Origin of the sequence: Gangjinia marincola (assembly GCF_039523415.1) — a bacterium.
In the GTDB taxonomy this organism is placed as follows: domain Bacteria; phylum Bacteroidota; class Bacteroidia; order Flavobacteriales; family Flavobacteriaceae; genus Gangjinia; species Gangjinia marincola.
The window spans coordinates 274,891-294,127 of record NZ_BAAAFG010000015.1 but is presented as its reverse complement, the minus strand read 5'-3'; the positions used below and the strand labels follow the sequence as shown (position 1 = coordinate 294,127).

The window sequence follows — 19,237 nt, the reverse complement described above, 5'->3', positions numbered from 1 at the left end:
TCCCCAAGGAGAAGGACTTTAAAATTTAGTACAATATAAAAAGATCCCGGCCTATGCGGGGAGTTAAAAGATTACCGCTTTCGCGGAAAATAAATATGACAAAAACAGCATTTATTACAGGAGCTACCAGCGGCATTGGCAAAGCGACCGCAGAAACTTTATCAGATCACGGAATTAACCTGATCCTGTGTGGAAGAAGGAAAGAGCGATTAGAAGCATTAAAGAAAGACCTGTCTAAAAAGGTTCACGTACATACACTTCAGTTTGATGTGCGCAATAATGAAGAAGTCAAAAAAGCCATCATCAATCTGCCTGATGATTTTCGGCAGATCAATATTTTGATCAATAATGCGGGGAATGCCCATGGATTAGACCCCATTCAAGATGGAAGTATTGATGACTGGGATGCTATGATGGATATTAATGTAAAAGGACTTTTATATGTAAGTAAGGCGATTATTCCTCAGATGATTAAGCGAAACAGCGGTCATATCATCAACATAGGCTCTACCGCTGGCAAGGAAGTCTATCCTAACGGCAATGTCTACTGCGCTTCAAAACATGCGGTAGATGCTCTAAATCAAGGGATGCGTATCGATCTTAATCAATACAATATTAGAGTGGGAGCTGTTAATCCGGGAATGGTGGAGACAGAGTTTAGCGAAGTTCGTTTTAAAGGCGATGAAGACCGCGCCAAAAACGTATACCAAGGATTTACACCTTTAAGCGCAAAAGATGTCGCTGAAGTTATTGCATTTATGGTTAGCCGTCCTCCACATGTGAATATCGCTGATCTCACGATGATGTGCACCGATCAGGCCAGTAGTACAATTGTGAATAAGAGTAGTTAACCCTTTGAAGAGCAGACTCCAAACTACTTGAGTGTAGCAAAGGGGATGTAAATAATTAGCAAAAATAGATTCCGCAACAAGTGCGGAATGACAATTGAAAGGTGTCTCACAAAGTTTGCTTTAACAGCAAGGCGGACACAGAATCACAATAAAAGTCCTTCCCTTAGGGAAGGATTTAGGATGGGATATGATCAACAAACGCTTACTCATAAAAAATTTACTGGCTCACAATGATGAGAACAGTTTCTATGACAAAAAGCGAAAGATTGATATTGGCTCTAAAGAAGGGAAAGCCAAGTTCTTAAAACACATTTGCGCATTATCGAACAGCAACCCAAAAAATAACAGCTACATCGTGATTGGAGTTGAAGACGACGATAATAAAATCAATGGCGTAGACTTTTTTGACGACAGCAAAATTCAAAACTTGGTCAATGCTTACTTGAGTCATCCTCCTGTAATTACGTATGAAAACATCAACTTTCCTCATTTACCTGAAGATAAAGTAGTGGGACTGGTTACCATTCGTGCTAACGAAGGTAAGATTTGTTCCCTGCGGAAGAATATATGGAAATATTACGGGGGAGCAGTTTTCTTTAGGGATGGCAGTATAAGCATGCCCAAGGTATTTGACATCGAATTAAAAGATGTGAATTCTGATATCGTAGCAACCATCGAAGATCATGCCCGAAACAACATTAAGCTCACGCTGGATGGGGTCATGGACTTTATGACGAGAAGTAAGGACTATAATCCTACCTACAAGGTCTTTAAAGAATACTTTGTGGTCTGTTGGTCAGGGAAAGAAAAAAAAAAGGGAGATGAAACCTATTATTCGCGGGTCAATATTCAGCTCATCAATGAACAAGTAAAGCTATTTTACTCTGTCTTGGACGAAGTAAGCATAGCTATTACCGAAAATAGATTTACAATTACAGAATTTGTTCTATTGGGATTACAAGAAAACCATAAGTATTATCCGCTAGAAAAAGTATCTATTTGTTTTAGAGACAATGCTAACTATGACATTGAAAGCGAACTTATTTTTGAACCGCCTCAGTTTGATAAAAAAATCCTATATCATATTTATAATTCAAATCAGGCATTGGTTGAAAAATTAAAACGCCAGACCAGCCTCAGCAAAGCTGAAGAGAAAGACTTATTCAATGTGCCCTCCACCTATTTGATTTGTTATTTGAATGGGTTTGAAGAGGCCATGGTAAAATTAGAAGAGGCACGTCCTTTACTCAGACAACATAGCGAGAAAGCCTATGACTTATATAAGGACAACATTAGAATATTACGAAAAGTACGTTACAATTCATGAGAACATTAGTGATAGGTGATATACACGGTGGTTTAATAGCCCTAAAACAAGTTTTAGAAAGAGCTCAAGTAACCGCTGAAGACAGGTTAATATTTTTGGGTGATTATGTGGATGGCTGGAGTGATTCGGCGGCGACGGTTTCATTTTTAATTAAACTACAATCTACGCATGAATGTGTGTTTATTAGGGGGAATCACGATCAACTGGTGCAGGATTATTTGGAGAAAAATATCAAAAGTCCCAAATGGTTAGAACACGGCGGAGCCCTAACGGTAGAGAACTATGCTAAGCTTTCTGCGGAAGAAATAGCGCAACACCTCAACTTTTATCAAAGGCTTACCAGTTTTCACGTAGACGATAAGAATCGGTTATTCTGCCACGCTGGCTTTACCAATTTGCACGGTCCATCGTATGAATATTTTCCCAGAATGCTTTGGTGGGATCGTACCTTATGGGAAACGGCACTTGCTCTGAACCCAGCCTTAACTCCTGAAGATGAACGTTACCCTGAACGTTTCAAACTTTTTGATGAAATTTATATTGGGCACACTCCCTTATATCGCATAGGTGCAACCGTACCCTGTCAAGCGGCTAATGTGTGGAATATGGACACCTCTGCCGCCTATAAAGGAGCACTTTCTATCATGGATGTGGATTCTAAACAAGTGTGGCAGAGTGATCCTGTGTATACCTTATATCCTACTGAAAACGGCAGAAATTAGGATGTTTGCTTCGCTCTCAGATCGTTCGTTTAACTCACTGTTAGACCGCTTGCTTTGCTTCACTGTTAGATATGAGATCGTTCGCTTTGCTCACTGTTAGAGGTTAGATAATTTTTCTCTCAATATTTAGCTATGCAATCTGTTATATCCAGATATTAAACATAAATGATATCAAAAAATTCTAACTTCTTTTTTTTGATAGCCACCAACTTGTTGGGATAGTATAATTTCTTTTTTTACAGCTAAAAAAGCAAGAAATTAGCATGTTCACTACGCTTTTAGACCCTCTATATCATTTAATGTAAGATCGCTTGCTTCTCTTCGCTTTTGAATATGAGACCGTTCGCTTTGCTCACTGTTGGAGGTTAGCTTAATTTCTCTGTTTGTGTACTAGGTAATCCGTTATAAGCAGATACTACATTTTAATTATATCTAATAAAGTCTAACTTCTATTTTCTATGAGTCTCCAACTCTTTAAGGAAGGTCTAATGTCTATTCTTCAACAGCTACAAATAAAGGATATTCATGTTCTTTTGTTAACCTTTATCTACTTGACACATTAATTAGTTGAACAGACCGGTCAATATACCCGGTAAAACTTTAAAACAACTAAATTTTTTAATTATGAAAACAATGCGTTATATGCTGATTGCTATGATGGCAATCGCAGTATCTTTTACGACCACTTCTTGCGATGCAGAAGATGGAGAAGACGGCATCGACGGCGTCGATGGACAACAAGGACCTCAAGGGATTCCCGGGGAAGATGGGAATGCAAATGTGATATCAGTAGTTTTTAATGATGTAGATATATCAATTGGAAATAATATAATAGATATTCCAGAGATAACACAAGAAGTCGTAGATAGCGGAGTTGTTTTGGGTTATGTAACTTGCTGTGGCAACGATTTTTGGGAAACGTTACCTTTAGTTATAAGCACTGAGGTTAGGTTAGATATTGATCGAATTGGATTAGAATACTTAAGACTAGTATCTACATTTAATCAAACATTAAATTTTAGATTTATCATCATCCCATCAAATGTGGATACTTCAGGCATTGATTTAAACAATTTCGATGAAGTCAGCCAGCATTTTGGCCTATAGGAAATAATAGTATTGCAGTTTACCCTCCTGCGCTCCATGGTCGCCATAGCATAAAAGTGCAACGGTGACAAGCGAAGGAGGGTTTTTTTGTAAAAGAAGATTCTAAGAATTTAACATCAATTCATCTTCGACTTCAGCTTCAATTTACTTTCCTCTGCTTAGTTTATCCTGTAGCGTTTTAAGTTCAGTCCATTTGCCTTGGTACGCCAGTTTTGCCTGATCAGGCCAGGTGCCGGGATTGTGCATTTTATATCGGAGGCCAGCTTCAGTCAGGATCATTTTGCATTTTTCGACCGGAGTTTCAGATAGAGCTCTCCAGCTTTTGATGTCTTTTTGATGAAATAATTCTTCAATCTTCGGACCTATTCCTTCTACGATCTTTAAATCGTCTTGCTTGACCTTTTTGCCAAAAGCTTTCTTAGCAGCTTCGGCATCAAATACTACCGCATCAGTACTCTTAAACGAAGAAGTAATTCGTGTAGCCGCTTCAACTTTTTTTGCCGCAGAGGCAGCTAACTTAGATCGTGCATGGCATAAATCTAATTCGCGTTGCAGGCGTTTATTATCAGCTTTGAGCGTTTCTATTTCATCTTTTTCAGTTGATGTGACCGTTGGATTAATTGCAGATGGTGTCTGATTTTTTACCGCCGACTGATCAGCACGTTTGTAAAATAGCCAGGTAAATAAAAATCCGACTAATGCGCAGGCTATTCCAAATAGCCAGAGGGATATTCCGGTAAGTGTCATTTGTTCTCTTTTTGGTTAGTAGTTAGGAATGAAATTACACAAAAAATTTCAAACACTTGCCAATTAGAACGTTAGCGGTAACTTATTATTGAGTCTTGGAAGAGAAAATAGAAGTTAGACCGACCCAAAACCTTGGAGACTGTTAGATACTAGACCGCTTAGCGCGCCTTTCCAGTTGGGCACGCTGTTAGAACATTCGCTTGGCTCATTGTTCAACTGTTCGCATACTTGCCATTAGATGTTTTGTGATTTGCTGACAAAGGTCAATACTCAAATTAACCTCATTTTAGAAAGAGTCTTATTTCTAACAGTGAGTGAAATGAACGGTCTAATCTCTAAAAGCGAAGCGGTCTATAACATTACAGATCAAACTTAATCCCTTGTGCTAAAGGTAACTCTGTGGTATAATTAATCGTATTGGTTTGTCTGCGCATATAAACTTTCCAGGCATCAGAGCCAGATTCTCTTCCGCCGCCGGTATCTTTCTCACCGCCAAAGGCTCCGCCGATCTCAGCTCCGCTAGTACCAATATTTACATTGGCAATTCCGCAATCTGATCCGGTGACCGATAAAAATCGTTCTGACTCACGTAAATTATTGGTCATGATTGCACTGGATAATCCTTGCGCAACACCATTTTGTAGTTCGATAGCATTTTCTACTTCGCCGCTGTATTTCATAAGATATAAAATAGGCGCAAAGGTTTCATGCTGCACGATTTCGAACTCATTTTCAGCTTCGGCAATGGCAGGTTTTACGTAGCATCCACTTTCATACCCTTCACCAGAAAGGACTCCGCCTTCTACAATGAGCTTCCCACCTTCTTCTACTACTTTTTTAAGAGCAGACTCATACATCTTCACCGCATCTGTATCGATCAATGGTCCCACGTGGTTATTAGTATCCAATGGATCGCCAATGTTCAACTGCTTATACGCATCTACGATGGCATCTTTTACTTTATCGTACATACTTTCGTGGATAATCAATCTTCGGGTTGAGGTACAACGCTGACCCGCCGTTCCCACGGCACCAAATACAGCGCCAATCACAGTCATTTTAAGATCGGCATCCGGTGTGACGATAATGGCGTTATTTCCGCCTAATTCCAGTAAAGACTTTCCTAAACGCTCTCCCACTTTTGAGGCTACAATTCTTCCCATTCGGGTAGAACCCGTGGCAGAAATTAAAGGAACGCGACTGTCGGTAGTCATCATTTCGCCTACGGTATAATCTCCATTGATCAAACATGAGATACCTTCAGGCAAATCATTATCTTTTAAGATTTTGGCGATAATGTGTTGGCAAGCAACACCACACAGCGGAGTTTTTACACTGGGTTTCCACACACATACATCTCCGCATACCCACGCTAAGGCAGTATTCCACGCCCAAACGGCTACGGGAAAGTTAAATGCAGATATTATCCCAACAATTCCTAGTGAATGATATTGCTCGTACATGCGGTGCCCGGGGCGTTCACTGTGCATGGTAAGGCCGTGAAGCTGTCTTGATAGTCCAACGGCAAAGTCACAGATATCGATCATCTCCTGCACTTCTCCCAAACCTTCTTGATAGGATTTTCCCATTTCGTAGGAGACCAATTGACCCAAAGGTTCTTTCAGCCTGCGCAGTTCCTCCCCAAATTGACGCACTACTTCTCCACGTTGTGGAGCCGTCATCACGCGCCAGGTTTTGAATGCCATTTGGGCGGAAGCGATTACCTTTTCGTAATCTTCTTTAGTTGTAGTGGTAACACTGGCAATTTTTTCTCCGTCTACAGGAGAGATTGAGGTTATCGGATCTCCAGAAGAGAACCAAGTATTTCCTGTAGAGGTTCCCTGATTAGTTTCTTTTATCCCAAGTTGATCAAGGGTCTTTTTTATATCTATTCCTGCAGAAATCGTAGCCATGAGGGTTGTTTATTTGTGATTTTTGCGAAAATACGAAGAATTACACTAGAAAATCCAAGATTTAGCAATCCTCTTTAAGTAAGCAGAGTTTGTATGTTTACTACTAGAACTCTTTATTCTAACAGCGCAGCGGTCTTGAATCTATATTTATCTACACGGTAAACCGTTCATCCACCGGCATCACAGTACCACATTCATTACAGGTTCTAAGTTCTTCATTAGTATAAAAATGTCGGAAATGTCCTAAAAAATCCTTTTCAATATCTTCAAGCTTAAACTTTACTTCATAGAGCTTGTTGTTGCAATTGTCGCAAAACCATAAGAGACCATCTTCGGCATCTAATTTATCTCTTTTGCGCTCAACGACTAATCCAATTGAACCAGAATGTCTCACGGGAGAATGCGGTACCCCTGCGGGATGCAGATACATATCACCCGGCCCAAGCTTCATGGTTTTCTTTTCACCATTTTCTTGTACATGCACCTCAATATTACCTTCCAGCTGGTAAAATAACTCTTCGGTTTCGTTGTAATGATAATCTTTTCGGGCGTTTGGGCCGCCAACAATCATTACAATATAATCACCGGCATCTTTATAAAGGTTTCTATTGCCTACGGGGGGTTTTAACGCATCGCGGTTTTCTTTGATCCACTGATTCAAATTAAAGGGTTTTGGGATACTCATGCTCATGTATTTTGATAAAGATACAAATTCATCAAGTTGTCCCGAAGTTTTTTATCTTTAAAGCAATACTAAACTTTATTCTAAATGCGTACCTATCTTTCCATTTTAATCGCCTCATTCATTTTAATTTCGTGTCAGTCTAAAGACACCTCAACAGAATCTTCTGTCTCTTCTTCTGAAGAAAACAAACAAGATACAACACCTAACTTTGGCATTGTCATTCATGGCGGTGCCGGAACCATCTTAAAGAAAAACATGACAGACTCACTTGAAGCTGCGTATAAAGCCAAGCTGGAAGAAGCCATCAAAACAGGTCATGACATTCTCGCCAATGGCGGAAGCAGCATAGAAGCCGTTACAGCAACCATCAATGTCATGGAGGATTCTCCGCTTTTCAATGCCGGGAAGGGAGCCGCATTTACGCATGAAGAAACCAACGAGTTGGACGCATCGATTATGAATGGCGCCGACTTAAACGCAGGAGCAGTTAGCGGTGTAACCCGCGTAAAAAACCCGATTGATCTCGCCCTAAAGGTGATGACAGATTCTGATCACGTGATGCTCAGCGGGCAGGGCGCAGAACGTTTTGCACAAGAGCAAGGCATGGAACTCGTCGATCCATCATATTTCTATACCAAAAAACGATTTGAATCCCTGCAACGAATCAAGGCCTCTCAAAAGACAGCACTGGACCACGACGACAAGAAAGTTAGTTTTGCAGATCCGTTTATTAAAGATGCCAAGTTTGGAACGGTGGGTTGCGCTGCCTTAGATAAAGAGGGGAATCTGGCCGCAGGAACCTCAACCGGTGGAATGACCAACAAACGCTGGGGCAGAATTGGGGATGCTCCCATCATCGGTGCAGGAACCTATGCGAACAATGCGACTTGTGCGGTGTCTTCAACAGGGTGGGGCGAATACTTTATCCGCGGAATGGTGGCATATGATATTTCGGCATTGATGGAGTACAAAGGGCTTTCCTTACAAGAAGCAGCGAGAACGGTTATACAGGGAAAAATCCCGAAGCTTGGTGGTGATGGTGGTATTGTAGCCATTGACAACGAGGGCAATGTAACGATGGAATTTAATACGGCAGGGATGTACAGAGCAACAATGAATGCAGGGGGTGAACTGGAGATTGGGATTTATAAGAATTGATATATGAAAAACGAAGATGAACAACTCACTTTGAGGAGATTGTTATTAATTAAAAACTTATATATCATAGACGTAAATCAATCTTCTAAAAATAATGGCCAGGAAGTATTTGCAATTTTATCTTTTCACGATTGCATTGAGATGTTTTTAAAATTTACAGCAGAAAGAAATAATATAAACTCGTCAAATTTAAACTTCATGCAATATTGGGAGAAAATTCCTGAATTGACTTTAAAAGAGACGATGAAGCAATTAAACGCAACAAGAGTTAATCTTAAACATCGAGGACTAATACCTGCAACATCGGAGATAGAAAGGTTTAGATTTTATACAACAGATTTTCTCATTCATAATACCACAACGCAATTTGGAGTTGATTTTGAACAAATCTCTCTTAGAGAGATTATCAAATATAAATCAGTGAAAGACTACATAATTAAGTCAGAAAATTCTCTTTCAGAGGGTAATTATACTTCAGCTATCGAGAATATCGCCTATGCTTTTAATGAGCTTATTAAAGAATATCAAGACAATAAAATCAGCTGGCAAAGTGATCCATTTTTCTTCGGAGGCGAATCAAGAATGATTTCAAGATTAGAAAAAAAGCTAGATGAAACCAATGATATTATAAATACAATTAATGTAATCAGCAAATCTGTTTCTTACATTCAAGAAGCTTTAAAAATACTTTCTCTGGGTATTGATTATAGAGAATTTCAAAAATTCAAAATTTTAACGCCAACAGTATCAAGAACGGTTGGGGGTAAGATGATAGCGGAAATATATGGCAAAAAGAAATGGTCAAAGGATAATTGTCAATATTGTATTGACTTCGTCATTGATACGGCACTAAAATTTCAAAGTTTTGATTTTGATGTTAGTCACTTAATTGATGATCATGAAGGAGAGATATTAATAGATATAAATTAAATAACCCCATTTTCAGGGATTCCAATCTCTACTAATCACACTACTTTAGTTTCTCATAATGACCACATACATGAAAAAACGTTGCCTACTTCTATTCCTCGCCTTAGCAGTGACAACCTGTAAAAAATCTTCAGACACCGAGACGGATAACCTCTTTAAGTTCAAAGAATACATCTATCAAACCACCGGGGGAGATATTTCTAGCCACGATCCTATCCTTATTAGTCTGGCAAAACCCATTGAAGATTGGGAAGAAGGAATGGAACTGTCTTCCAAAGTGCTTCAGGTGACGCCGGATGTTGAGGGTAAACTCATTGCGATCAATGCAAATACATTGGAATTTAGCCCTGATAAAGCTTTGACGCCAGATACAGAATACACGGTAAGACTTCGGCTTGACCGAATTTATAGCGATGTCCCTTCCGAGTTTAAAGTCTATTCATTTAAGGTAAAAACCATCACGCCCAATTACTCCGTAAACCTAGAAAATTTACAGTCTTACAGCAAAACCTATCAATACTTAAACGGAAGTATAAAGCTTTCAGATGTGTTTCCGCTTGACGAGGTAAAAAAGATTATTTCAGCTACTCAAAGTGATACCAACCTTAAGATAAAATGGACTCCTATAGACCTTTCGACACGTTCATACACCTTTGTTATTGATAGCATCAAACGCAAAGAAGAAGATAGTAGCATTGAGGTGATGTGGGATGGTGCGCCCATTTCAGCAGAACTTAACGGCAGCGAGAAAATGACCATCCCCGGTCAAAATAATTTTACCATTGTAGATGTCACCACTGCGCAATCGCCAGATCAGTATTTGTCGATCAATTTTTCTGACCCCTTAAAGAAAGATCAAAATTTTGACGGCCTGGTGACCATCAAAGGGTCTAAAGCACTAAAATATGTGGTCAATAATAACGTCCTGCTGGTCTATCCAGATAAACGCATTACGGGTAATGTAGCGGTTACTATTTTTGAAGGAATTAAAAACAGCTATGGATTTAAACTGAAGAAATCTTTTAGCGAGACCATTTCTTTTGAACAACTAAAACCAGCAGTTCGAGTGGTGCGAAGCGGGAATATCCTTCCTAATTCAAACGGACTTAAATACAACCTTGAAGCGGTAAATTTAAAGGCCGTAGATGTGCACATCATCAAAATATATCAGGATAATGTGCTTCAATTTTTGCAGGAAAATGAACTCAATGCCAGTTACCGCAATGCCATTCGCAGGGTAGGTAGGCGTATCGCGAAAAAGAAGGTGCAACTTATCGTAAATGAACTGGAAAATACCGGGAAATGGAAAGCTTACAGCATTGATCTAAGCACGTATTTTAAGAGTGATCCCGGTGCAATTTATCGGGTGGAACTCAGCTTTTCAAAAGCAGATGCATTATATGACTGTACTGTTGCCCGCAATGTAGTGAGCGATGAAGATGATGACGAGTATTACTACGATGACTATTATTATGACGAATATTCAGATTACGGGAACTATAGTCAGCAGAATTTTGCAAATCAAGAAGAACGTGAAGAAGCCTTTTGGGATAATCGCATCAATAGCTATCAAACAAACAATTACAATTGGAAGGAACGTGAAAATCCCTGTCACGAATCCTACTATAGAGATGATCATTTTCTAGCGACCAATATTCTGGCGACAGATTTAGGATTGATTGCTAAGCGAGGCGAAAATGGGTCGTATTATTTTGCGGTAACCAATATGTTAACGACCGATCCTGTGGCGAATGCCAAGGTGAAGTTGTACAACTTTCAGCAGCAGGAAATTGTCTCTTTGTCCACCGATGAAAATGGATTTACACTGTATGATGGAGAGGAGTACGCTTATTTCGCTTCCGCGGAAGACGGTAAACACACCACCTACATTAAATTAACCGATGGAAAGTCGTTGTCTCTTAGTAAATACGACGTTTCCGGAAGAAAAATAGAACGCGGCCTCAAAGGCTATATCTACGGCGAACGCGGAGTTTGGCGACCGGGGGATACGCTGCATCTCAACTTTATGTTGAATGATACTGATAATCCTTTGCCAAAGAATCATCCTGTCAAAATGGAGGTGACCAATGCCCGGGGAAAACTCATCTACAGTAAGGTTGAGAATACAGGGGTTAATCGTTTTTATCGTTTTGATGTACCAACCTCAGCCAATGCTCCCACGGGAAGTTGGAGTGCAAAAGTGAGCGTGGGTGGTGCGACGTATTATAAATCCCTTCCTGTTGAAACCATCAAACCAAACCGCTTAAAGCTAAAAATTGACTTTGATGATGAGATTTTACGCAGCACCGAAAAAATCACAGGAGATTTGCGTGTCAACTGGTTGCACGGCGCACCGGCAAAAAATGTACGTACAGAAATCACGGCAAAACTTAGTGCGGCAACAAACCCTTTCCCCGCCTATAAAAACTTTGTCTTTAAGGATCCTACCAAGAAATCAATGAATAAAGAGCTCACTGCTTTTAATCAAAAAGTAAATAATCAAGGGCAGGCAGATTTTTCCATGGACTTTGGTGCGATGAAAAACGCTCCCGGGATGATGCAAGTCAATTTTCTAGCCAGAGCTTTTGAAACAGGAGGAGATTTTTCCATGGATGTATTTCAAAAAAAATACGCTCCTTTTAAATCCTTTGTTGGTCTTAAATCACCTAAAGGTCGTATGTATGGCTCATTTTATACTAATGAAAACCACACCTTTGATGTAATCACCTTAGATGATAGCGGTAAGCCTATCCAGCGTAAAAATCTGGAAGTACGAATGTATGAAGTAAAATGGCGCTGGTGGTGGAGTTCGTCTTATGATGATCTTTCTTCTTATACGTCAGATAAAGTTCATCGACCCTATAAAAGCTTTAAGATTAATACAAACTCTTCAGGGAAAGGCAGTTTTTCGATAAACATTCCGCAGCGGGATAATGGCCGCTATTTAATTAGAGTAGTTGATCCCGTGAGTGGTCATGCCACAGGAAGAACAGCTTACTTCTACCGCAATTGGTCTAACCGTATTTCTACCGGGGATAATGAAGCTGCTAAAATGTTGATGCTTTCGGCGAATAAAGAAAAATACGTGGTGGGTGAAGAAGCAAAAATCACATTTCCTTCAGGCAGTGAGGGACGTGCACTGATTAGCGTAGAAAATGGTGTAGAAGTAGTTCAAACCAAATGGGTGAAAACAACTAAAGGTGAAACCACGGCGAGCATTACCATTACCAAAGAAATGGCGCCAAACGTCTATATCAATGTCTCTTTGTTGCAGCCTCACGGCGCAATACAAAATGATTTGCCCATACGATTGTTCGGGATTATACCAATCAATGTCTACAATCCTTCGACCATTTTAAAACCAGAACTCAGCTTGCCCAATGAAATTAAACCAGAGTCTACCTTTACACTTAAGGTAAGTGAAGAAAATGACCAAGCGATGACCTATACGCTGGCTGTGGTCGATGAAGGTTTACTGGATCTTACCCGTTTTAAAACCCCTAATGCCTGGGATGAGTTCTATGCTAAACAGGCACTCGGCGTCAAAACCTGGGATATTTATGATGATGTAATTGGCGCCTATGGCGGAAACTTAGATCAGGTATTTGCCATTGGGGGTGATGCCGAAGCAAACGGTGCTGCCGTGAAAAAGGCAAATCGCTTTCCCCCTGTGGTCAAAGTTTTGGGCCCATTTAAATTGAAGAAAGGTCAAACGGCGAAGCATACGATTAATATGCCAAAATATATAGGTTCTGTTCGCACCATGGTGGTCGCCGGAAGCATTGAGCAAAATGCCTACGGCTCTGCCGAAAAAGTTACCCCGGTGAGAAAACCTCTTATGGTACTCGCATCTTTACCCCGCAGATTGGCACTGGGAGAAAAGGTTGCATTACCGGTAACGGTATTCGCTATGAAAGATAAGGTTAAGCGCGCAACGGTAAAACTTAAACTCCCTAAAGAAATGAAGGCTGTCGGGGAGATGTCAAAAACAGTTACGTTTAAAGAACCCGGTGAACAAATGGTCTACTTTGAACTGGAAGTAAGCGATAAAAAAGGCATTTCAACCATTGAAATAGAAGCAAACGGCAATGGCGAAAAAGCATCTTACCAAGTCGAACTTGAGTTGATGAATCCAAATCCTGTAACTTCCAGGGTGACTGAAGTTGAGCTTCAACCCAATGCAGAACTGCCGGTGACGTTTGAAACTTTCGGGCTGGTTGGAACAAATCGTGCGGAGCTGGAGTTATCTACGCTTCCGCCGATGAATATTTCAAAACGCCTTCAGTACTTAACGAGTTATCCTCATGGGTGTGTGGAGCAAACGACATCGGCTGTTTTTCCGCAGTTATACCTACCCACCATCATGGAGTTTAGTTATGAGGATCAACAGCAAATGAAAAAAAATATAGAAAAAGCGATAAAACGCTTAGGAAACTTTCAACAGCCCAACGGGGGATTGTCCTATTGGATGGGATCACGATCTGCGAATGACTGGGGAACGAGTTATGCAGGTCATTTTATGATTGAAGCCGAAAAGAAAGGCTATAGCATGCCGTTAACCTTTATGAGTCAATGGAAGCAGTATCAATTGGAAACAGCCAGAAACTGGCGCCCAGGAAAACGCGAGTACAGGTCTGATCTGGCTCAGGCATATCGTCTTTACACGCTGGCACTAGCCGGTTCACCAGAACTGGCCGCCATGAATCGCTTACGTGAATATGCCTCCCTAAGTAATGATGCCAAATGGCGTTTGGCAGCTGCCTATGCTCTAGCAGGTCAAAAAGAAGCAGCACGGCAATTAGCCAATCGATCGAATATAGAATTTGAATCCAGAAGAGATTATTATACCTATGGATCTGTAGATCGTAATCGCGCCATGGCGATGGAAACCATGCTTTTATTGGATGATAAAACCTCAATTGACCTGGCAAAATCCATTGCGAAAGCTTTATCCTCAAAAAAATGGATGAGTACCCAAACCACAGCCTATTGTTTAATGACCATGGCTAAAATGGTCGAAAAGAACGGCGGCAGATCAGTCAAGGTAAATTATACTATCAACGGCAGCACAGAAAAAGCTTCTTCTACATTTGCTATCAGTCAAAGTGAACTTGATGTAAAAGCAGGAGTAAATGAATTGACCTTTTCTAATCAATTGGACAATTTAGTCTTCGCCAGAATAATTACCTACGGCGTTCTGCCTTTAGGAAAAGAGCAAACCACACAGCGTAATCTAAACGCTTCTGTGGGCTATAAAACAGCGAATGGAGCTTCATTAGACATCTCTTCTTTATTGCAGGGAACAGATGTAGTTGCTACAGTTACGATTACAAATCCAACCAGTAATCCTATCTATGATATTGCACTGACAGAGATATTTCCTTCGGGATGGGAAATCGTCAATACCAAGTTTACGGGATACGGAAATGCACAGAATAATCAAGCCAATTATACTGACATCAAGGATGATCGGGTAAACTTTTATTTTGATCTACCCAAACGAAAATCTAAGTCATTCACGGTGCTGCTAAATGCTGCTTATTTGGGAAAATACTATCTACCGGGCATTCAAGCCGAAGCGATGTATGACAATGATCATTTGGTTCGCAATAAAGGGACATGGGTAGAAGTGGTGAAGGAATAGAATGTTGCTCTTCAAAGAAAACCTTAGTCAATGATAAGTCATTAGAACAATTTACAAAAAGATACACGCCTTCGCAGGTAATAGATATGAAAAAAGAACTTCCGTACTACGCTGTTATTTTTACCTCTATCCGCACTAAAAAGAATGAGAAAGAGTATGGTTCTATGGCAACATTAATGGAGCAGCTGGCAAAAGAACAATCAGGCTATTTAGGGATGGAAAGTGCAAGAGATAAAGTAGGCATCACCGTAAGTTATTGGAAAACCAAGGAGGATATCGCGCAGTGGAAAAATCAGATAGATCATCAATTAGCACAAAAATTAGGGAAAGAAAAGTGGTACGAGTGGTACAAGACCTGTATTTGCCTGGTTGAACGAGAGTATGAGTTTTTCAAGTAGTCATATTAAACCATTTTTTTCTAAGCATAGAATAAAGTTTCTCATTGCTTTTGTGCTTCTATTAGGGTATTATTTTTCACTACCCAAGAACTTATTTTCTTCTCCCACCTCTACCATTATTGAAAGCACCGAAGGACATTTGATCGGGGCTAAAATTGCTGCGGATGGTCAGTGGAGATTTCCGCCAACTAATTCCGTACCCGAACGTTTTGAAATCTGCATAACCTATTTTGAAGATGAGTGCTTTAGATATCACCCAGGGTTCAATCCTATTTCAATCGTGAAAGCCTTGTATCAAAATAGCCTTAACGGTGAAGTTAAACGTGGTGGAAGTACACTCACGCAACAAGTGATTCGGCTTTCTCGTAAGGGAAAATCGCGAACCTATACAGAAAAAATCATTGAACTCATTCTCGCTACCCGCGCTGAATTGAGATACAGCAAGAAAGAACTATTAGCGCTCTACGCGTCTAATGCTCCTTTTGGCGGGAATGTAGTTGGTCTTGAGGCAGCTGCCTGGCGGTACTTTGGTCGATCTGCGCAAGAACTCAGCTGGGCAGAAACAGCAAGTCTAGCCGTACTACCCAATGCACCTTCATTGATTTATCCGGGTAAACGTCAAGAACGTTTAAGATTAAAACGGGACAGATTACTTAAAAAACTATGGCAACACGAAATGATAGACTCGTTGACGTATGCACTATCTATGCAAGAAATGTTACCTCAAAAGCCCTATCCGCTACCTCAATATGCCTCTCATGCCTTAGAGCGATTGCACCAGAATCACCCTGGAGAAAAGGTACAAACCACACTTAATGCCTATTTTCAGCAACAAACCAATCGAATTGTAAAACAGCACTGGCAGCGCTTGCAACAAAATCAAATTCATAATGCTGCAGTTTTGGTAATGGATGTACATACCAGAGAGATTCTGGTCTATGTTGGCAACACTCCAACCTCAAAAGAACATCAAAAAGATGTGGACATCATCTCAAAACCCAGAAGCACGGGGAGCATCTTAAAACCCATTTTATATGCGGCAATGCTGGACGCCGGGGAACTTTTACCCGGAACTTTAGTGGCAGATGTACCCACCTCTATCGCGGGATACACACCTAAAAATTTTGATAATTCGTTTGACGGAGCGGTCACGGCCAAACGTGCCTTATCCAGATCACTTAATATTCCGGCAGTGAGAATGCTTCAAAGCTTTGGATTAGATCGATTTCATTATACCCTAAAGCAACTCGATCTTAAGGATGTTACCTATGGCAAAGATCATTATGGTCTTTCCTTGATCTTAGGTGGAGCAGAAAGTAACCTGTGGGATTTATGCAAAACTTACGCAGCATTTTCAGGCACGATCAATCATTTTAACACTTCTTCAAGTCAGTATTTTTCTAATGAGTTTAGAGAGCCTCGACTTGTCAAGCAAAGCGATACACAAGAAAAAATTTTCGGCGTAAGCCAAAAAGAAAAAGTATTTTTTGATGCGGGATCTCTCTACTTGACGTATGAATCCTTAAAAGAAGTCAATCGACCACAGGGTGAAGAAAACTGGGAATTTTTTGATTCCAGTAAACAAATTGCCTGGAAAACCGGCACAAGCTATGGATTTAGAGATGCCTGGGCCATTGGGTCGACAAAAGATTTTGTAGTAGGTGTTTGGGTTGGTAACGCAGACGGTGAGGGCAGACCGGGATTAATCGGTCTGGAGGCTGCTGCTCCTATTCTTTTTGATGTATTTGATTTGCTTCCCGCCAGTGACTGGTTTGATGCTCCTTTTGATGCGTTGAGTGAGGTAGAGGTTTGTGCTAAAAGTGGTTATAGGGCTTCAACCATTTGTCCAAACAAAGTTAAGCAGGATATCCCTGTAAGCGGCTTGAAAACCTCACCTTGTCCTTATCACAGCTTAGTTCACCTGGATGCCACCGGGGAGTATCAGGTAGATTCGTCGTGTGAAGATACAGCCAATATGGTTCATACCCCTTGGTTTACCTTGCCTCCGTTGATAGCATTTTATTATGAAAAAAGTCATCCTGATTATAGAGCCTTGCCTCCCTTTAAGGTTACCTGTAAACAATCACCAGAGAATCAGTTAAGGTTTATAACGCCTAAAGCCAATACCAAACTAGCTTTACCTAAAGATTTTGACGAATCTAAAACTGAGTTTGTCGCAAAAATCACGCATCCATCCTCTACAGAGCGTGTATTTTGGTATTTAAATGAGCGTTATGTTACTACAACCTCAAGTATTCATGAAATGAGTTTTAAGCCCTCCCTAGGAAAGCATTCAATCACTGTGGTGGATGAAACGGGAAGCTCTGAAACGGTTGCATTTGAAATAGTCGAGTAACTACCTCAACCCAAAACCTTTCCCTGCCCACCAGGGATGAATCTCAATGGCCAGTCGACCTGCTTGGACCATGGGATCCAGATGAGCCAGGCTATCTGCCATTTTTAATGTTGGAACGTTGTAAATGGTGATGCCTCTAATTTCCCCGTTATCTCCAAACGGCCCCGAAATATCAGCATAGCCCAATTCGTACATCCGTCCTAAATGAGCCATATGTAAGGCCTGTAAACTATCTGCCTCAGCTTTGGATTGGTTACGGTTTGGCCCGGATTTTAAAAAAGCGATAAAATATTGTTGCATAATGACCTTCTCTCCTGTGGACTCTTCAACATAGTCAAAGGTCTGAAACCCCTTTGCCTTTAGATCTGCGAGTAAACTATCAGTTTGCTGGTTTTTGTTGATGAGCGCTGATTCTGATGTCGTAGCAGTTTCGAGTTGATCTTCTTGAGGTTGCTGTTGCGATTTTTCTTTGCATGAAATGCATAATAAGAGTACTAGTAATATGATTCTTCTCATCACGATTATTCTCATTAAAAAATTTGGATTTAATTTATTCACCAGGTGTTGTAGGGATATTTGCTTAACATTGCGTTATAGTATTTTATATCTCCTGTGACTTCTTCTCCTAACCAGTTGGGTAGTTTAAGCGACTCATCTTCATGGGTGAGTTCAATCTCGGCCATCACTAGGCCTTGATTAGCTCTGTGAAATTCATCCACTTCAATAGTATGCTTTCCTGCTAAGACTTCATAGCGTGTTTTTTCAATTACACCTTCTTCACATAACTCCAACAATGCTTGAGCCTCTTGAACAGGGATTTCTTTTTCCCATTCAAACTTGGTGGTTCCACTTTCATTGGATCGACCTTTTATCGTCAAGAAACCTTGATCACCTTTTATTCTCACCCGCACGGTTCGATCTGGATGGGTGTTTAAAAAGCCTTGTTTAATCTCATAAGAAAGCTTAGAAAGTCTTTTGTAAGTGTCATTGTTAACCCGGTATTTGCGTTCAATTTCTTTCATGTTCAATTAATTCTCCAGGGTGGATTTTTTCGGTTTTTGCCGGCATAGTATAAAATTAAGTGATTATTCGCAGGATCATACAATCTCGCCTCTCGCCATAACCATGACTGATCTGTAGGTTCTTGATAAAATCTAATGCCCTTCTGCTTCAAATCTGCAACAGTAGCGTCAAGATCCTCGCATTCAAAATAAACCATTACTCCATTACCATTAGGGGTCTTATCTACGACATGGATTGAAAATGTTGACTCGCCATCAGGGCATTCAAATCTGGCATATTCTGCCGATTTAACGATGAGTTTTAGGCCTAAGGTTTGGTAGAATCCTAGAGAAGATTCTATGTCGGTTGTAGGAACAGTGATTTGATTGAGGTTCAT

General features: G+C 40.4%; 15 protein-coding genes. 9 read left to right on the top strand and 6 right to left on the bottom strand.

Annotated elements, in window-relative coordinates:
• Positions 1 to 95: 95 nt before the first annotated feature.
• The 4 genes from ABD000_RS09150 to ABD000_RS09135 all read left to right on the top strand — a co-directional run bounded on the left by ABD000_RS09150 (position 96) and on the right by ABD000_RS09135 (position 4,007).
• Complete coding sequence (locus ABD000_RS09150) at positions 96 to 851, top strand: SDR family NAD(P)-dependent oxidoreductase (protein WP_343766331.1); 756 nt, start codon at positions 96 to 98, stop codon at positions 849 to 851.
• A gap of 187 nt (positions 852 to 1,038) precedes the next feature.
• Positions 1,039 to 2,178: an ATP-binding protein gene (locus ABD000_RS09145; RefSeq protein WP_343766328.1), complete on the top strand. Its 1,140-nt coding sequence runs from the start codon at positions 1,039 to 1,041 to the stop codon at positions 2,176 to 2,178.
• Positions 2,175 to 2,900 (top strand): metallophosphoesterase, encoded by a 726-nt coding sequence (locus tag ABD000_RS09140; protein WP_343766325.1) that lies wholly within the window; start codon positions 2,175 to 2,177, stop codon positions 2,898 to 2,900. Before ABD000_RS09145 ends, ABD000_RS09140 begins: the two co-directional genes overlap by 4 nt.
• 642 nt (positions 2,901 to 3,542) lie before the next feature.
• The gene (locus tag ABD000_RS09135) at positions 3,543 to 4,007 is read left to right on the top strand and encodes a collagen-like triple helix repeat-containing protein (protein ID WP_343766323.1); all 465 of its coding nucleotides are present in this window, start codon (positions 3,543 to 3,545) and stop codon (positions 4,005 to 4,007) included.
• Between the two features lie 144 nt (positions 4,008 to 4,151).
• Here ABD000_RS09135 and ABD000_RS09130 read toward each other — a convergent pair whose 3' ends face one another.
• From ABD000_RS09130 to ABD000_RS09120, 3 genes are all read right to left on the bottom strand, one after another.
• Positions 4,152 to 4,754, bottom strand: coding sequence for a hypothetical protein (locus ABD000_RS09130; RefSeq protein WP_343766320.1), 603 nt, complete (start codon positions 4,752 to 4,754; stop codon positions 4,152 to 4,154).
• 359 nt (positions 4,755 to 5,113) lie between these two features.
• Positions 5,114 to 6,667, bottom strand: a complete 1,554-nt coding sequence (gene amaB / locus ABD000_RS09125) for an L-piperidine-6-carboxylate dehydrogenase (protein ID WP_343766317.1) — start codon at positions 6,665 to 6,667, stop codon at positions 5,114 to 5,116.
• A 151-nt stretch (positions 6,668 to 6,818) separates the two neighbouring features.
• Positions 6,819 to 7,352 carry a 3-hydroxyanthranilate 3,4-dioxygenase gene (locus ABD000_RS09120; RefSeq protein WP_343766314.1) on the bottom strand — a complete coding sequence of 178 codons (534 nt, stop codon included), beginning with the start codon at positions 7,350 to 7,352 and terminating at the stop codon, positions 6,819 to 6,821.
• A gap of 84 nt (positions 7,353 to 7,436) precedes the next feature.
• Between ABD000_RS09120 and ABD000_RS09115 the strand changes: the two genes are divergently transcribed.
• The 5 genes from ABD000_RS09115 to pbpC all read left to right on the top strand — a co-directional run bounded on the left by ABD000_RS09115 (position 7,437) and on the right by pbpC (position 17,838).
• Positions 7,437 to 8,510: an isoaspartyl peptidase/L-asparaginase family protein gene (locus ABD000_RS09115; protein WP_343766311.1), complete on the top strand. Its 1,074-nt coding sequence runs from the start codon at positions 7,437 to 7,439 to the stop codon at positions 8,508 to 8,510.
• 3 nt (positions 8,511 to 8,513) lie between these two features.
• Complete coding sequence (locus ABD000_RS09110; protein ID WP_343766308.1) at positions 8,514 to 9,440, top strand: hypothetical protein; 927 nt, start codon at positions 8,514 to 8,516, stop codon at positions 9,438 to 9,440.
• Between the two features lie 70 nt (positions 9,441 to 9,510).
• The gene (locus ABD000_RS09105) at positions 9,511 to 15,084 is read left to right on the top strand and encodes an MG2 domain-containing protein (protein WP_343766305.1); all 5,574 of its coding nucleotides are present in this window, start codon (positions 9,511 to 9,513) and stop codon (positions 15,082 to 15,084) included.
• Positions 15,060 to 15,482 (top strand): antibiotic biosynthesis monooxygenase family protein, encoded by a 423-nt coding sequence (locus ABD000_RS09100; protein WP_343766302.1) that lies wholly within the window; start codon positions 15,060 to 15,062, stop codon positions 15,480 to 15,482. Before ABD000_RS09105 ends, ABD000_RS09100 begins: the two co-directional genes overlap by 25 nt.
• Positions 15,466 to 17,838 carry a penicillin-binding protein 1C gene (gene pbpC / locus ABD000_RS09095; protein ID WP_343766299.1) on the top strand — a complete coding sequence of 791 codons (2,373 nt, stop codon included), beginning with the start codon at positions 15,466 to 15,468 and terminating at the stop codon, positions 17,836 to 17,838. The genes ABD000_RS09100 and pbpC overlap by 17 nt, the downstream gene beginning before the upstream one ends.
• Here the strand turns inward: pbpC and ABD000_RS09090 are convergent, their stop codons facing one another.
• From ABD000_RS09090 to ABD000_RS09080, 3 genes are read right to left on the bottom strand one after another with little or no spacing between them, the layout of a single operon-like run.
• Complete coding sequence (locus tag ABD000_RS09090; RefSeq protein WP_343766296.1) at positions 17,839 to 18,354, bottom strand: YciI family protein; 516 nt, start codon at positions 18,352 to 18,354, stop codon at positions 17,839 to 17,841. It abuts the gene before it with no gap.
• A gap of 38 nt (positions 18,355 to 18,392) precedes the next feature.
• Positions 18,393 to 18,860 (bottom strand): CYTH domain-containing protein, encoded by a 468-nt coding sequence (locus ABD000_RS09085; protein WP_343766293.1) that lies wholly within the window; start codon positions 18,858 to 18,860, stop codon positions 18,393 to 18,395.
• A 2-nt stretch (positions 18,861 to 18,862) separates the two neighbouring features.
• A complete protein-coding gene (locus tag ABD000_RS09080) occupies positions 18,863 to 19,237 on the bottom strand; it encodes a VOC family protein (protein ID WP_343766289.1) in 375 nt (124 codons plus the stop codon).

Coding starts and splice junctions, on each gene's coding strand:
- ABD000_RS09150 (WP_343766331.1), top strand. CDS start 96: ATGACAAAAACAGCATTTATTACAGGAGCTACCAGCGGCATTGGCAAA.
- ABD000_RS09145 (WP_343766328.1), top strand. CDS start 1,039: ATGATCAACAAACGCTTACTCATAAAAAATTTACTGGCTCACAATGAT.
- ABD000_RS09140 (WP_343766325.1), top strand. CDS start 2,175: ATGAGAACATTAGTGATAGGTGATATACACGGTGGTTTAATAGCCCTA.
- ABD000_RS09135 (WP_343766323.1), top strand. CDS start 3,543: ATGCTGATTGCTATGATGGCAATCGCAGTATCTTTTACGACCACTTCT.
- ABD000_RS09130 (WP_343766320.1), bottom strand. CDS start 4,754: ATGACACTTACCGGAATATCCCTCTGGCTATTTGGAATAGCCTGCGCA.
- amaB (WP_343766317.1), bottom strand. CDS start 6,667: ATGGCTACGATTTCTGCAGGAATAGATATAAAAAAGACCCTTGATCAA.
- ABD000_RS09120 (WP_343766314.1), bottom strand. CDS start 7,352: ATGAGTATCCCAAAACCCTTTAATTTGAATCAGTGGATCAAAGAAAAC.
- ABD000_RS09115 (WP_343766311.1), top strand. CDS start 7,437: ATGCGTACCTATCTTTCCATTTTAATCGCCTCATTCATTTTAATTTCG.
- ABD000_RS09110 (WP_343766308.1), top strand. CDS start 8,514: ATGAAAAACGAAGATGAACAACTCACTTTGAGGAGATTGTTATTAATT.
- ABD000_RS09105 (WP_343766305.1), top strand. CDS start 9,511: ATGAAAAAACGTTGCCTACTTCTATTCCTCGCCTTAGCAGTGACAACC.
- ABD000_RS09100 (WP_343766302.1), top strand. CDS start 15,060: ATGGGTAGAAGTGGTGAAGGAATAGAATGTTGCTCTTCAAAGAAAACC.
- pbpC (WP_343766299.1), top strand. CDS start 15,466: ATGAGTTTTTCAAGTAGTCATATTAAACCATTTTTTTCTAAGCATAGA.
- ABD000_RS09090 (WP_343766296.1), bottom strand. CDS start 18,354: ATGAGAAGAATCATATTACTAGTACTCTTATTATGCATTTCATGCAAA.
- ABD000_RS09085 (WP_343766293.1), bottom strand. CDS start 18,860: ATGAAAGAAATTGAACGCAAATACCGGGTTAACAATGACACTTACAAA.
- ABD000_RS09080 (WP_343766289.1), bottom strand. CDS start 19,237: ATGAACCTCAATCAAATCACTGTTCCTACAACCGACATAGAATCTTCT.